The sequence below is a fragment of the Streptomyces sp. NPDC002181 genome, from assembly GCF_042890485.1.
Taxonomy (GTDB): domain Bacteria; phylum Actinomycetota; class Actinomycetes; order Streptomycetales; family Streptomycetaceae; genus Streptomyces.
On record NZ_JBIASC010000008.1, the window covers coordinates 293,690 to 307,106 of the forward strand.

Below are 13,417 nucleotides of genomic sequence, written 5' to 3' on the forward strand. Positions count from 1 at the left end.
GCCGCACGGCTGTGGTCACCGCAGCCGTGCGGTCCGTCACCTCCACACCACACCCTGACCGGCAGCCCGGCCGCGCCGATCCGGGCGATCGACTCGACGCCGTCGCCGCCGGGCATCCGCAGGTCCCAGGACGAAGGCGACGGTGGCGGCCCACACGACGCCGAAGTAGAGGTCCCACGGCCCGAACGCGCGGTCCCGGACGTGGGATTCGCGCGCTCCGGCCGCAGCGGTGAACCCGTTCAGCCGTCGCGGCGGTTCTTCCACTTGAAGGTCAGCAGACACAGCACCAATCCTCCGACGACCCAGGCTCCCAGGACGAGGGCGACCTTTCCGTACTCCCAGCCGCCCGCCTGCTCCAGGACGGCGGCGGACTCCGGCAGGAACACCCCGCGCAGACCCTGGCACATCCACTTGAGCGGGAACAGCGCGCCGACGTTCAGCAGCCAGTCGGGGATCGTGTTGACCGGGATGAAGACGCCGGAGATGAACTGGAGGATCAGGAACGGCAGGACGACCACCGAGCTCGCGCTCTTGCCCGACTTGGGCAGGCTGCTGATGGCGATGCCGAGCAGGGCGCAGCCGGTCAGGCCGAGGGCGAAGATCCAGCCGAAGGTGAGCCACTTGGCGGCCGAGGCCGGCAGGTCGAGGCCGAAGAGGGTGGAGCCGACGAGCAGCAGGATCGCGGTCTCGGCGAGGCCGGTGGCGAGCACCATCCAGACCTTGCCGAGGAAGTACGCGGCCGGCGGCATCGGGGTCCCGCGCAGCCGGCGCAGCACCTTCTCGTCCCGTTCGACGGCGATCGAGATGCCGAGCGACTGGAAGCTGGTGGACATGATGCCCGCGGCGACCATCCCGGCCGCGTACAGCTGGGAAGCCGTGATCCCGGTGTTCTCCACGCTGTCGCTGAAGATCGAGGCGAAGAGGGCGAGGAAGACGATCGGGAAGGCGAAGGTGAAGACCATCGCGTCGCGCTGGCGCACGAACTGCCTGATCTCCAGGGCGCCGCGGCTCAGGCCCAGGGTCCAGGCTCCGGGCAGCGTCTTCGCGGCCGCGGCGGCCCGGCCGCCGGTCGTCGCGGTCGTGGCGGTGGTGCTCATCGGGCGTCCTCCGGCTGCTGCGCGGTCGTGGGTACGAGCTGTCCCGTGAGGCGCAGGTACACGTCCTCCAGGGTGGGCCGGCCGATCTTCAGCCCCGGGATCTCGCCCTCGAAGCGGGCCATGAGCTCGGCGACCGTACGGGTGGGGGTCTCGGTGGCGACGCTCCGAGGGGTGCCGTCGGACTCGGTCCACTCGACGGTGGCACCGGTGCCGAAGCGGGAGCGCAGCCCGGCCGGCTCGCCCTCGGCGACGACCCGGCCGCTCGCGATGACCGCGAGCCGGTCGGCGAGGGCCTCGGCCTCCTCCAGGTAGTGCGTGGTGAGCACGATGGTGGTGCCCTCGCCGGCGAGCAGCCGGATCAGGTCCCAGAACCGGCGCCGGGCCGCCGGGTCGAAACCGGTCGTCGGCTCGTCGAGGAGCAGCAGCTCGGGATCGCCGATGACGCCGAGCGCCACGTCGAGGCGGCGCCGCTGGCCGCCCGAGAGCCCCTTCACCCGCTGGTCGCGCTTCTGTTCCAGGCCGACCAGGGCGATGACCTCGGCCGGGTCGCGCGGGGCCGGGTAGTAGCGGGCGAAGTGCTCGACCGTCTCCCGTACCGTCAGTTCGGCCGGGGCCGACTCGTCCTGCCAGACGATCCCGACGCGCGAGCGCCAGGCCCGTCCGGCGGCGGCCGGGTCCGCGCCGAGCACGCTGACCTCGCCCCCGTCCCGTTCCCGGTGGCCCTGGAGGATCTCCACCGTCGTGCTCTTGCCCGCGCCGTTGGGTCCGAGGAGGCCGAAGACCTCACCCTGCCGGATCGTCAGATCGAGTCCGTCCACCGCGGTGACCTCGCCGTACTGCTTGCGAAGCCCCCGTACTTCCACCGCGTTCTGTGTCATGTCTCAAATGGTGTGGCGGAACGCGTGCCACCGGTCCCCCCTTGCGTACGTCCTTATGTCCACCGAACGGTGGACACACAGCTCCGTACGGCACAATGGCCGGTGCTTGTTGACCTTGCAGATGTGGAGCGGGCGGTATGACGACACGAGGTACGGACGCAGACACCGCCCCGCGGACGGTCGGTGCGAGCAGGGCCCTGGCCCTGCTGCTGGTGGTCACCGGTGCCTTGGGACTCCTCGCCGCCTGGGTGATCACGATCGACAAGTTCAAGCTGCTGGAGGACCCGAACTTCACGCCGGGCTGCAGCCTGAACCCGATCGTCTCCTGCGGCAACATCATGAAGAGCGATCAGGCGGCCGTCTTCGGCTTCCCGAACCCGATGCTGGGTCTGGTCGCCTACGGCATCGTCGTCTGCGTCGGCATGAGCGTGCTGGCCGGGGCCCGCTTCCGGCCCTGGTACTGGCTGACCCTCAACGCCGGCATGCTCTTCGGCGTCGGGTTCTGCACCTGGCTCATGTACCAGTCGCTGTACAACATCAACTCGCTGTGCCTGTGGTGCTGCCTGGCCTGGGTCGCCACGATCTTCATGTTCTGGTACGTCACCGCGTTCAACGTGCGCGAGGGGCTGCTGCCGGCCCCGGGCTGGCTGCGGGCCTTCCTCGACGAGTTCACCTGGGTGCTGCCGGTGCTGCACGTCGGGATCATCGGCATGCTGATCCTGACGCGCTGGTGGGACTTCTGGACCTCCTGAGCGGGCGGCCCGCTGTCGGTGGGCTCGCTTAGGCTTCCTGTGTGGAACCAGACCTGTTCACCGCAGCTGCCGAAGACCGCCGGGAGAAGGACCCGTCGAGCTCCCCGCTCGCCGTCCGGATGCGCCCCCGCACCCTGGACGAGGTCGTCGGCCAGCAGCACCTGCTGAAGCCCGGATCACCGCTGCGCCGGCTGGTCGGGGACGGGGCGGGCGGTCCGGCCGGAGCCTCGTCGGTGATCCTGTGGGGCCCTCCGGGCATCGGCAAGACCACCCTCGCGTACGTGGTGAGCCAGGCGACGCAGAAGCGGTTCGTGGAGCTGTCGGCGATCACCGCGGGCGTGAAGGAAGTACGGGCCGTCATCGAGGGCGCCAAGCGGGCGGCCGGCGGGTACGGCAAGGACACGGTCCTCTTCCTCGACGAGATCCACCGCTTCAGCAAGGCCCAGCAGGACTCGCTGCTCCCGGCCGTCGAGAACCGCTGGGTGACGCTGATCGCCGCGACCACGGAGAACCCGTACTTCTCGATCATCTCCCCGCTGCTGTCGCGCTCGCTCCTGCTCACGCTGGAACCGCTGACCGACGAGGACCTCAGCGCGCTCATGCGGCGCGCGCTGACGGAGGAGCGCGGGCTGGGCGGGGCGGTCACCCTTCCCGAGGACGCCGAGGCGCACCTGCTGCGGATCGCGGGCGGCGACGCCCGGCGGGCGCTGACGGCGCTGGAGGCCGGCGCCGGGTCGGCGATCGCCAAGGGCGAGCCCGAGATCACCCTGCAGACGGTGGAGGAGGCGGTCGACCGGGCGGCCGTGAAGTACGACCGGGACGGCGACCAGCACTACGACGTGGCGAGCGCGCTGATCAAGTCGATCCGCGGTTCGGACGTGGACGCCGCGCTCCACTACCTGGCGCGGATGATCGAGGCCGGGGAGGACCCGCGCTTCATCGCCCGCCGGCTGATGATCTCGGCGAGCGAGGACATCGGCCTGGCGGACCCGACGGCCCTGCCGCTCGCGGTGGCGGCGGCGCAGGCGGTGGCGATGATCGGCTTCCCGGAGGCGGCGCTGACCCTCTCGCACGCGACGATCGCCCTGGCCCTGGCCCCCAAGTCGAACACGGCGACGACCGCGATCGGCGCGGCCCTGGCGGACGTCAGGGCGGGACTGGCGGGCCCGGTCCCGACCCACCTGCGGGACGGGCACTACAAGGGCGCGGCCAAGCTCGGCCACGCGGTCGGGTACGTGTACCCGCACGACGTGCCGGGCGCGATCGCCGCCCAGCAGTACGCCCCCGACGAGGTGCACGGCAAGCGGTACTACGAGCCGACCCGCTACGGAGCCGAGGCGCGGTACGCGGACGTGGTGGAGAAGGTCCGCGAGCGGCTGCGGGGAGGCGGCTCCGGCCCGTCCGGCGGGTGAGGGCCCCGCGCGGCGGTCACCGCGTGCGGGGGATCCGGCCGGAGCCTACGCTCCGGGCATGGGACGTCGCGCTCCGCTGCCGGCGCTGGTCGCCGCGCTTCTCCTCACCGGGTGCCACCACGGCGACGGTGCGACGGCGAAGGCCAGCGCCGCCCGGCTCGTGGCGCAGGTGCCGCTGGCCGGCCCCGGCTTCCCGCCGGACGCGGCCGCCGCGAAGGGCCTGCTCGCGCGGCTCACCGTCGGGTGGGGCAAGAACTGGGAGACGTACAAGAGGGAGAACTTCGGCAGGTACTGGTCCGACGAGACCGACGCCGTGGGCGGCCGCAACGGCTGCGACACCCGGGACGACGTCCTGCGGCGGGACCTGAGCGAGCTGCGCGAGGGGGACCGCAACCCCTGCGTCGTGGTTTCCGGAGTCCTGCACGACCCGTACACCGGCAAGACCCTCCCGTACTCCTACCGCAAGGCCTCGCAGATCCAGACCGACCACGTCGTGGCGCTCGGCGCCGCCTGGCGGGGCGGCGCGTACGCCTGGACGCCGCAGCGCAGGCTCGCGTACGCCAACGACCTGGACGTCCTGCTCGCCGTCGACAAGCAGACCAACCAGGACAAGGGCAGCAGGACGGCCGACAAGTGGCAGCCGCCGCGCGCGGAGTACCGCTGCGAGTACGCCCGCCGCTACGTGGGGATCAAGGCCAAGTACGGACTGTCCGTGACCCCGCCGGAGAAGACGGCGCTCGCCGGCATGCTCGCGATTTGTTCCTAGACGGGCCTAGTGGCCCGCCGCCGCGAACAGCGTGTGCATGGCCCGGCGCAGCTCGCAGACGTCTCGCACCGGCGCGGGGAAGTCGAAGCGGGCGTCGAAGGAGGAGCCGCCTTCGGTGAAGCGCACCCGCAGGCCCAGCCGGTCCAGGGCCAGCGGGACCGCGGTCGTGCCGGCGCTCTCCCGCGGGCCCAGCAGTGCGCACAGGTCCGCGATCCGGTCGCGGTGCGCGGCGGCCAGGTGCTGGAGGAGCTCCGTCTCGTGGTCCACCATCGGGTCCGGCTCCGCCGCGGCCAGCTCCTCCGGGTCCACGTGCTCGGCGCCCCACAGGTCGTCCACCGAGATCTCGCCGACTTCCAGGCGCAGCATCACGAAGGAGGGACGGCCGTGCAGCCCGAGCAGCTCGCCCACCGGCCGGCGCTCCGCCAGCAGTGCGGCGCAGGCCGCGCGGTCGTCCCCGCGCACCTGCGTCAGCCACCCGGCGAGCCACGCACGGCCTCGGATACGATGGGGAACGGACACCGGCGCCACATCCGTGATCTCGATCACGGCCGTGAGGTCGTCGTCCTGGGCGTAAGCGGCCGCTCTGGCAGCCGCGGATTCCCCTGACACCAGGAGAATCACGTCCCCGTCCGGGGTGACGGTCCGCGTGGCCGGCATCCCTGCCCCGAGCTCTGCCTGGTCAGGCGACCGCAGCTGGTCGAAAGCACCCGGCAGCATGAGGGATACTGAGGCGTTGGACTCTACGAGGGTTCGTACGCGTTCGGCTCCGGTGAGCTGCCGAACGCCTTCCCTGGGACGCGGCTGACCTTGCTTATCGTCGGCGCAAGCGGATTCTGTTTCGTCTGAATCCGGACTGCGCTGCGCACTGGGCAGGGGGATCCCATGTGGTCGAGACATTACGTCCTCCTCGATAAGGTAAGCCTCACCTAACTTACATGGAGGTAGGTTCCCCGTGAACCAGAAGCGACCCAAGGTCAAGAAGTCGCGTGCCCTCGGCATTGCGCTGACCCCGAAGGCCGTCAAGTACTTCGAGGCCCGCCCCTACCCGCCGGGCGAGCACGGCCGTGGCCGCAAGCAGAACTCGGACTACAAGGTCCGTCTGCTGGAGAAGCAGCGTCTGCGCGCTCAGTACGACATCTCTGAGCGTCAGATGGCCCGCGCGTACGACCGCGCCAAGAAGGCCGAAGGCAAGACGGGCGAGGCGCTGGTCGTCGAGCTCGAGCGTCGCCTCGACGCCCTGGTCCTGCGTTCGGGCATCGCCCGCACGATCTACCAGGCCCGCCAGATGGTCGTTCACGGCCACATCGAGGTCAACGGTGCCAAGGTCGACAAGCCGTCGTTCCGTGTCCGCCCGGACGACGTCATCACCGTGCGCGAGCGCAGCCGCGAGAAGGTTCCGTTCCAGGTTGCCCGTGAGGGTGGCTACGCAGGCGAGGGCGAGACCCCGCGCTACCTGCAGGTCAACCTGAAGGCCCTGGCCTTCCGCCTGGACCGTGACCCGAACCGCAAGGAAATCCCGGTCATCTGCGACGAGCAGCTCGTCGTCGAGTACTACGCCCGCTGATCCAGCGGCCGTAGCCTCACAGGCTGGTCAGCCCGCCGGTTCCCCCCTGGGGGAGCCGGCGGGCTTCCTGTTTCCCGCGGACCCGGAATTCCGGTACGGCGGCGGATCTCCGGCGCGATAGGGTCGGAGAAAGACCTGTCTGGTGATCAACACGCAGAGACCTGCAGAGAGCGGTGCATCGTGTCCGGTGGAGAGGTGGCCGGGATCCTCGTGGCCGTCTTCTGGGCCATCCTGGTCTCCTTCCTCGCCGTGGTGCTGGTGAGGCTGGCCCAGGTGCTCAAGGCGACCACCAAGCTGGTGGCGGACGTGACCGAGCAGGCCGTCCCGCTGCTGGCGGACGCCTCCACCACCGTCCGCTCCGCGCGCACCCAGCTCGACCGGGTCGACGCCATCGCCAGCGACGTCCAGGAAGTCACCTCGAACGCCTCCGCGCTCTCCTCCACCGTGGCCTCCACCTTCGGCGGGCCGCTGGTCAAGGTCGCGGCGTTCGGGTACGGAGTCCGCAAGGCACTGGGCAAATCCACGGAAGCCGCGCCGCAGAAGACGTCCCGTCGTACTGTGATCGTTGGCCGTACGGTGCCGGCGGCCCGGCGCCGGAAGCAGAAGGGCTGAAACCTCCGATGTTCCGCCGAGCCTTCTGGTTCACCGCCGGCGCAGCCGCCGGCGTGTGGGCCACCACCAAGGTCAACCGCCAGCTGAAGAAGCTGACACCGGAGAGCCTCGCCGCCCAGGCAGCCGACAAGGCAGTGGAGGCGGGTCACCGCCTCAAGGACTTCGCCCTCGACGTCAAGGCGGGAATGACGCAGCGCGAGGACGAGCTGAACGACGCACTGGGACTCCACCAGGATCCCGACCGGCCCGACAACGTCACCGCCCTCCCCGGGCCGCGGCGCCTGCGGGCCATCCAGAACGACAAGACCACCCCCCTGAAGTTTTCGTACAACCGGAATGAGGACCACTGATGGAGTCGGCTGAAATCCGCCGCCGCTGGCTGAGCTTCTTCGAGGAGCGCGGTCACGCCGTTGTCCCTTCGGCGTCGCTCATCGCGGACGACCCGACTCTGCTGCTGGTCAACGCGGGCATGGTCCCGTTCAAGCCGTACTTCCTCGGTGAGACCAAGCCGCCGGCCCCCCGGGCCACCAGCGTGCAGAAGTGCGTCCGTACGCCGGACATCGAAGAGGTCGGCAAGACCACCCGCCACGGCACGTTCTTCCAGATGTGCGGCAACTTCTCCTTCGGCGACTACTTCAAGGAAGGCGCCATCAAGTACGCCTGGGAGTTGCTCACCAGCTCCGTGGCGGACGGCGGCTACGGCCTGGAGCCGGAGAAGCTCTGGATCACCGTCTACCTCGACGACGACGAGGCCGAGACGATCTGGCGCGACGTGATCGGCGTGCCCGCCGAGCGCATCCAGCGCCTGGGCAAGAAGGACAACTTCTGGTCCATGGGCGTCCCGGGCCCCTGCGGCCCCTGCTCGGAGATCAACTACGACCGCGGCCCCGAGTTCGGCGTCGAGGGCGGCCCGGCCGTCAACGACGAGCGCTACGTGGAGATCTGGAACCTGGTCTTCATGCAGTACGAGCGCGGCGCCGGCGACGGGAAGGAAGACTTCCCGATCCTCGGCGACCTGCCGTCGAAGAACATCGACACCGGTCTCGGCCTCGAACGCCTCGCGATGATCCTGCAGGGCGTGCAGAACATGTACGAGACCGACACCCTGCGCGTGGTCATGGACAAGGCCACCGAGCTCACCGGCGTGCAGTACGGCGCCGCCCAGAACACCGACGTGTCGATGCGCGTGGTCGCCGACCACATCCGCACCTCCGTCATGCTCATCGGCGACGGCGTGACCCCCGGCAACGAGGGCCGCGGCTACGTGCTGCGCCGCATCATGCGCCGAGCCATCCGCAACATGCGCCTCATGGGCGCCACCGGCCCGGTCGTCCAGGACCTCGTCGACGTCGTGATCGACACGATGGGGCAGCAGTACCCCGAGCTGGTCACCGACCGCAAGCGCATCGAGACCGTCGCGCTCGCCGAAGAGGCCGCCTTCCTCAAGGCGCTCAAGGGCGGCACGAACATCCTCGACACGGCCATCACCGAGGCCAAGGCCGCGGGCGGCACCGTCCTCTCCGGTGACAAGGCGTTCCTGCTCCACGACACCTGGGGCTTCCCGATCGACCTCACCCTGGAGATGGCCTCCGAGCAGGGCCTCTCCGTGGACGAGGACGGCTTCCGCCGCCTGATGCAGCAGCAGCGCGATGCGGCCAAGGCCGATGCCAGGGCCAAGAAGACCGGCCACGCGGACATGTCCGCCTACCGGGAGATCGCCGACGGCTCCGGCGCCACCGAGTTCACCGGCTACGCCACCACCCAGGGCGAGTCGACCATCGTCGGCCTCCTGGTCAACGGCGTCTCCGCGCCGGCCGCCTCCGAGGGCGACGAGGTCGAGGTCGTCCTCGACCGCACCCCCTTCTACGCCGAGGGGGGCGGCCAGCTCGCCGACCAGGGCCGCATCAAGCTCGACTCGGGCGCCGTCATCGTCGTCCGCGACGTGCAGCAGCCCGTCCCGGGCGTCTCCGTGCACAAGGGCTCCGTGCAGGTCGGCGAGGTGACGGTGGGCGCCTCCGCGTACGCCGCCATCGACGTGAACCGCCGCCGGGCCATCGCCCGTGCCCACTCGGCCACGCACCTGACCCACCAGGCGCTGCGCGACGCCCTCGGCCCCACGGCCGCCCAGGCCGGTTCCGAGAACAGCCCCGGCCGCTTCCGCTTCGACTTCGGCTCGCCGAACGCCGTCCCCGGCACCGTCCTCACCGACGTCGAGCAGAAGATCAACGACGTGCTCTCCCGCGAGCTCGACGTCACCGCCGAGATCATGAGCATCGACGAGGCGAAGAAGCAGGGCGCCATCGCCGAGTTCGGCGAGAAGTACGGCGAGCGCGTGCGCGTCGTGACCATCGGCGACTTCTCCAAGGAGCTGTGCGGCGGTACGCACGTCGGCAACACCGCCCAGCTGGGTCTGGTCAAGCTGCTCGGCGAGTCCTCCATCGGCTCCGGCGTGCGCCGCGTCGAGGCCCTCGTCGGCGTGGACGCGTACAACTTCCTCGCCAAGGAGCACACGGTCGTCGCCCAGCTCCAGGAGCTGGTCAAGGGCCGTCCGGAGGAGCTCCCGGAGAAGATCGCCTCCATGCTCGGCAAGCTGAAGGACGCCGAGAAGGAGATCGAGAAGTTCCGCGCGGAGAAGGTCCTCCAGGCCGCCGCCGGTCTCGCCGCGGGCGCCCAGGACATCCGCGGCGTGGCCCTCGTCGTGGGCACGGTCCCGGACGGCACCGGCGCCGACGACCTGCGCAAGCTGGTCCTCGACGTCCGCGGCCGCATCCAGGGCGACCGCCCGGCCGTCGTGGCCCTCTTCACCACGGCGAACGACCGCCCGCTGACCGTCATCGCCACCAACGAGGCCGCCCGCGAGCGCGGTCTCAAGGCCGGTGACCTGGTCCGTACCGCCGCCAAGACCCTCGGCGGCGGCGGGGGCGGCAAGCCGGACGTGGCCCAGGGCGGCGGCCAGAACCCGGCCGCCATCCCCGACGCCATCGCCGCGGTCGAGCGCCTCGTCGTCGAGACGGTCTGACCATGACGCTGCGCCGTGGCCGCCGTCTCGCCATCGACGTCGGGGACGCCCGGATCGGGGTCGCCTCGTGCGACCCCGATGGGGTCCTCGCCACACCGGTGGAAACCGTTCCGGGCCGGGACATCCCCTTCGCCCACCGGCGGCTGCGGCAGCTCGTCGAGGAGTACGAACCCCTCGAAGTCGTGGTCGGCCTCCCCCGCTCGCTCAGCGGGCGGGAGGGGCCGGCCGCGGCCAAGGTGCGCGCCTTCGCCATGGAACTCGCCAAGGGCATCAAGCCGGTGACGGTCCGTCTGGTGGACGAGCGGATGACCACGGTCACCGCCGCCCAGGGTCTGCGGGCCTCGGGAAAGAACGCCAAGAAGGGCCGTTCGGTGATCGACCAGGCGGCCGCGGTGGTGATCCTTCAGAACGCTCTTGAGACCGAACGGGTATCAGGTAATCCGCCCGGTGAGTGCGTCGAAGTGGTTGTCTGATCGCGATACGGTAACGTTCCGCGCGATGCGACGGCATTCGAACAAGTCGTCGCCCACCACTTCAGAGGCGGAACCGGGTGCCGCGGCGGACAGGGCCGTTGCCTCCGTCTCGCGGCTCTAGGGGACCGATGACTGAGTATGGCCGGGGCCGTGGCCCCGAACCGTGGCACCCGGAGGACCCCCTGTACGGGGACAACGGGTGGACCGGGCACGAGGCCCAGCAGGCTCAGATGCCCTACGCCGCCGGCCCCCAGCAGCAGTACCCGCAGGAGCCGCAGTACCCGCAGGACGCCCAGTACCAGCGGCACCCGCCGCAGTACCAGGACCCGCAGTACCAGCAGGATCCGCAGTACCAGCAGCAGTACGTGCAGCAGGGCCAGTACCCGGACCAGCAGCAGGGCTATGCCCCGCAGCAGCCCCACCAAACCCATCAGCAGCTCTACCAGCAGCAGCCGCAGCAGCCGCAGCAGGCTCAGCAGCCGATGTACGACGGCCAGGGCTGGGACACCGGCCAGGTCCAGGCGCAGGCCCAGGCGCAGGCCCAGTACGCGGCCGTCCCGCAGGCCGACCCGTACCTCGGCGCGGACCCGTACGCCCAGCAGCCCGTCGGCGGCTACCCCGGCGAGGCCCCCGACCTCTACGGCACGCCCGAGGCCTACCCGCCGCCGCAGCCCCCGGGCCGGCGCCACCTGGTCACGGAGCCCGAGCCGAAGCCCGAGCCGGAGCTCTCCGACGAGGCGGCCGGCGAGGACGCCGCGGCCCTGCCCGGCGAGGACGGCGACTCCGAGACCCCGGGCGGCGGCGGACGCCGCGGCCGTTCCAAGGACAAGAAGCCCAAGGGCCGCAACGGCGCCGCCTGCCTGATCGCCGCCGTCGTGATCATCGGCGTGCTCGGCGGTGGCGGCTACTACGGCCTGGACTACATCAAGTCCAAGTTCAGCACCGGCGAGGACTTCGCCGGCGAGGGCGAGGGCTCCGTCACCATCGACATCCCCAAGGGCACCGGCATGGGGGAGATGGGCCGCATCCTGAAGGCGCACGGCGTCGTCAAGAGCGCCGACGCCTTCGTCGCCGCCGCCAAGGCCAACCCCAAGGGCGGGGCCATCCAGGCCGGCTCCTACACGATGAAGCAGCACATGTCGGGCAAGGCGGCCGTCGACCTGATGGTGGGCGGCGCCGGCGTCAACGCCCTCGACGTCATCCCCGGCTGGAAGACCGGCCAGGTCTACAAGGCCATCGACGAGCGCCTCAAGCTCAAGGAGGGCACGACCAAGGACGTCGCCACGAAGGAGGCGAAGAACCTCGGTCTGCCCGACTGGGCCGCCAACAAGGACCTCAAGGACCCGCTGGAGGGCTTCCTCTACCCGGCCCGCTACGACCTCAGCAAGGACGCGACCCCGCAGTCGATGCTCAAGCAGATGGTCGCCAAGTCCAACGAGGCCTACGAGAGCGCGGACGTCAAGGGCCAGGCCTCCAAGCTCGGCCTCTCCAGCCCGCTGCAGCTCATCACCGTCGCGAGCCTCGTCCAGGCCGAGGGCAAGTACCAGCACGACTTCGACAAGATCTCCCGGGTCGTCTACAACCGGCTCAAGCCCGGCAACACGGAGACCTACGGTCTGCTCGACTTCGACTCCACGGTCAACTACATGCGGGGCCAGAGCACCCTGGACGTCGGTTCCGTCAACGACCTCCGCAAGCTCGACGACCCGTACAACACGTACAAGATCAAGGGCCTGCCGCCCGGACCGATCGGCAGCCCGGGCCCCGACGCGCTCAAGTCGGCGATCAACCCGGCCACCGGTCCCTGGTATTACTTCGTGTCGGTGAACGAGAACGAGACGCTGTTCGCCGTGACGAACGAGGAGCACAACCGCAACCGCCAGAAGTACGAAGAGGAGAGGAAGAAGGAAGGGCAGTGATACGCGCAGCCGTGCTCGGTTCACCGATCGAGCACTCCCTTTCACCGGTGCTGCACCGCGCCGCGTACCAGGAGCTCGGCCTCGACGACTGGTCGTACGACCGCTTCGAGATAGACGAGGACGCGCTCCCGCAGTTCGTCGCCGGCCTCGGCCCCGAGTGGGCCGGGCTGTCGCTGACGATGCCGCTCAAGCGCGCGGTCATCCCGCTGCTCGACGCCGTCAGCGACACCGCCGCCTCCGTCGAGGCCGTCAACACCGTCGTCCTGACCGGGGACGGACGGCGCCTCGGCGACAACACCGACATCCCCGGGATCGTCTCCGCGCTCCACGAGCGCGGCGTCGACCGGGTGGAACGCGCCACCATCCTCGGCGCCGGGGCCACCGCCTCCTCGGCCCTGGCCGCCCTCGCCCGGATCTGCCCGGGCGAGGTGACCGTGTACGTCCGGTCCAAGGCCCGCGCCGACGAGATGCAGGAGTGGGGCGAGCGCCTCGACGTGGCCGTCCGTACGGCCGACTGGGCGGACGCCGCCGAGGGGCTGGGGGCGCCGCTGGTCATCGCGACGACCCCGGCGCGCGCCACGGACTGGCTGGCGGAGCGCGTACCGGCCGCTGCGGGCACCCTCTTCGACGTGCTCTACGACCCGTGGCCGACCGCGCTCGCGGCGGCCTGGTCGGAGCAGGGCGGCCGGCTCCTCGGCGGCCTGGACCTCCTCGTCCACCAGGCGGTGCTCCAGGTCGAGCAGATGACCGGCCGCCACACCGCGCCGCTGGCCGCCATGCGGGCCGCGGGAGAGGCCGCGCTGCGCGCCCGGCACTGATCGGCCGCCACGGCGGGACCCGCCGCCACCGCACCTGATGCACTGCTCGGGCCGATCTTGCCCGCGTACGGCCGCACTCGCCAGGGTGAGCCCGGGTGCACCGCCGT

13 protein-coding genes are annotated in these 13,417 nt (G+C 70.7%); 10 read left to right on the forward strand and 3 right to left on the reverse strand.

From position 1 onward, the window contains the following. Positions 1–239: 239 nt before the first annotated feature. Positions 240–1,097, reverse strand: a complete 858-nt coding sequence (locus ACFYXV_RS21645; RefSeq protein ID WP_385474677.1) for an ABC transporter permease — start codon at positions 1,095–1,097, stop codon at positions 240–242. Continuing rightward, positions 1,094–1,975: an ABC transporter ATP-binding protein gene (locus ACFYXV_RS21650; protein WP_389383764.1), complete on the reverse strand. Its 882-nt coding sequence runs from the start codon at positions 1,973–1,975 to the stop codon at positions 1,094–1,096. Before ACFYXV_RS21650 ends, ACFYXV_RS21645 begins: the two co-directional genes overlap by 4 nt. Positions 1,976–2,112: 137 nt before the next feature. Between ACFYXV_RS21650 and ACFYXV_RS21655 the strand changes: the two genes are divergently transcribed. The 3 genes from ACFYXV_RS21655 to ACFYXV_RS21665 are packed head-to-tail and all read left to right on the forward strand — an operon-like array spanning position 2,113 to position 4,905. Next, complete coding sequence (locus ACFYXV_RS21655) at positions 2,113–2,727, forward strand: vitamin K epoxide reductase family protein (protein WP_383349866.1); 615 nt, start codon at positions 2,113–2,115, stop codon at positions 2,725–2,727. 41 nt (positions 2,728–2,768) lie between these two features. Continuing rightward, positions 2,769–4,139, forward strand: a complete 1,371-nt coding sequence (locus tag ACFYXV_RS21660) for a replication-associated recombination protein A (protein ID WP_383349864.1) — start codon at positions 2,769–2,771, stop codon at positions 4,137–4,139. Positions 4,140–4,197: 58 nt separating this feature from the next. Further along, positions 4,198–4,905 (forward strand): HNH endonuclease family protein, encoded by a 708-nt coding sequence (locus tag ACFYXV_RS21665; protein WP_389383765.1) that lies wholly within the window; start codon positions 4,198–4,200, stop codon positions 4,903–4,905. A gap of 6 nt (positions 4,906–4,911) precedes the next feature. Here ACFYXV_RS21665 and ACFYXV_RS21670 read toward each other — a convergent pair whose 3' ends face one another. Next, a complete protein-coding gene (locus ACFYXV_RS21670; protein WP_385474671.1) occupies positions 4,912–5,622 on the reverse strand; it encodes a DUF2470 domain-containing protein in 711 nt (236 codons plus the stop codon). A 235-nt stretch (positions 5,623–5,857) separates the two neighbouring features. On the opposite strand from ACFYXV_RS21670, the gene rpsD reads away from it, so the two are divergent. The 7 genes from rpsD to ACFYXV_RS21705 all read left to right on the forward strand — a co-directional run bounded on the left by rpsD (position 5,858) and on the right by ACFYXV_RS21705 (position 13,310). Continuing rightward, complete coding sequence (gene rpsD / locus ACFYXV_RS21675; protein ID WP_030026606.1) at positions 5,858–6,469, forward strand: 30S ribosomal protein S4; 612 nt, start codon at positions 5,858–5,860, stop codon at positions 6,467–6,469. A 180-nt stretch (positions 6,470–6,649) separates the two neighbouring features. After that, positions 6,650–7,081, forward strand: a complete 432-nt coding sequence (locus tag ACFYXV_RS21680; RefSeq protein WP_078860196.1) for a DUF948 domain-containing protein — start codon at positions 6,650–6,652, stop codon at positions 7,079–7,081. 8 nt (positions 7,082–7,089) lie between these two features. Next, on the forward strand, positions 7,090–7,431 hold the full coding sequence (locus ACFYXV_RS21685) for a DUF6167 family protein (RefSeq protein ID WP_030860002.1): 342 nt from the start codon (positions 7,090–7,092) through the stop codon (positions 7,429–7,431). Continuing rightward, complete coding sequence (gene alaS / locus ACFYXV_RS21690; RefSeq protein ID WP_389383766.1) at positions 7,431–10,100, forward strand: alanine--tRNA ligase; 2,670 nt, start codon at positions 7,431–7,433, stop codon at positions 10,098–10,100. Before ACFYXV_RS21685 ends, alaS begins: the two co-directional genes overlap by 1 nt. Positions 10,101–10,102: 2 nt before the next feature. After that, positions 10,103–10,573: a Holliday junction resolvase RuvX gene (gene ruvX, locus ACFYXV_RS21695; RefSeq protein ID WP_366106762.1), complete on the forward strand. Its 471-nt coding sequence runs from the start codon at positions 10,103–10,105 to the stop codon at positions 10,571–10,573. A gap of 128 nt (positions 10,574–10,701) precedes the next feature. Then, positions 10,702–12,492 (forward strand): endolytic transglycosylase MltG, encoded by a 1,791-nt coding sequence (gene mltG, locus ACFYXV_RS21700; RefSeq protein WP_389383767.1) that lies wholly within the window; start codon positions 10,702–10,704, stop codon positions 12,490–12,492. Continuing rightward, positions 12,489–13,310, forward strand: a complete 822-nt coding sequence (locus ACFYXV_RS21705) for a shikimate dehydrogenase (RefSeq protein ID WP_389383768.1) — start codon at positions 12,489–12,491, stop codon at positions 13,308–13,310. Before mltG ends, ACFYXV_RS21705 begins: the two co-directional genes overlap by 4 nt. The last annotated feature ends 107 nt before the right edge of the window (positions 13,311–13,417 follow it).

Coding starts and splice junctions, on each gene's coding strand:
- ACFYXV_RS21645 (WP_385474677.1), bottom strand. CDS start 1,097: ATGAGCACCACCGCCACGACCGCGACGACCGGCGGCCGGGCCGCCGCG.
- ACFYXV_RS21650 (WP_389383764.1), bottom strand. CDS start 1,975: ATGACACAGAACGCGGTGGAAGTACGGGGGCTTCGCAAGCAGTACGGC.
- ACFYXV_RS21655 (WP_383349866.1), top strand. CDS start 2,113: ATGACGACACGAGGTACGGACGCAGACACCGCCCCGCGGACGGTCGGT.
- ACFYXV_RS21665 (WP_389383765.1), top strand. CDS start 4,198: ATGGGACGTCGCGCTCCGCTGCCGGCGCTGGTCGCCGCGCTTCTCCTC.
- ACFYXV_RS21670 (WP_385474671.1), bottom strand. CDS start 5,622: ATGCTGCCGGGTGCTTTCGACCAGCTGCGGTCGCCTGACCAGGCAGAG.
- ACFYXV_RS21685 (WP_030860002.1), top strand. CDS start 7,090: ATGTTCCGCCGAGCCTTCTGGTTCACCGCCGGCGCAGCCGCCGGCGTG.
- alaS (WP_389383766.1), top strand. CDS start 7,431: ATGGAGTCGGCTGAAATCCGCCGCCGCTGGCTGAGCTTCTTCGAGGAG.
- ruvX (WP_366106762.1), top strand. CDS start 10,103: ATGACGCTGCGCCGTGGCCGCCGTCTCGCCATCGACGTCGGGGACGCC.
- mltG (WP_389383767.1), top strand. CDS start 10,702: ATGACTGAGTATGGCCGGGGCCGTGGCCCCGAACCGTGGCACCCGGAG.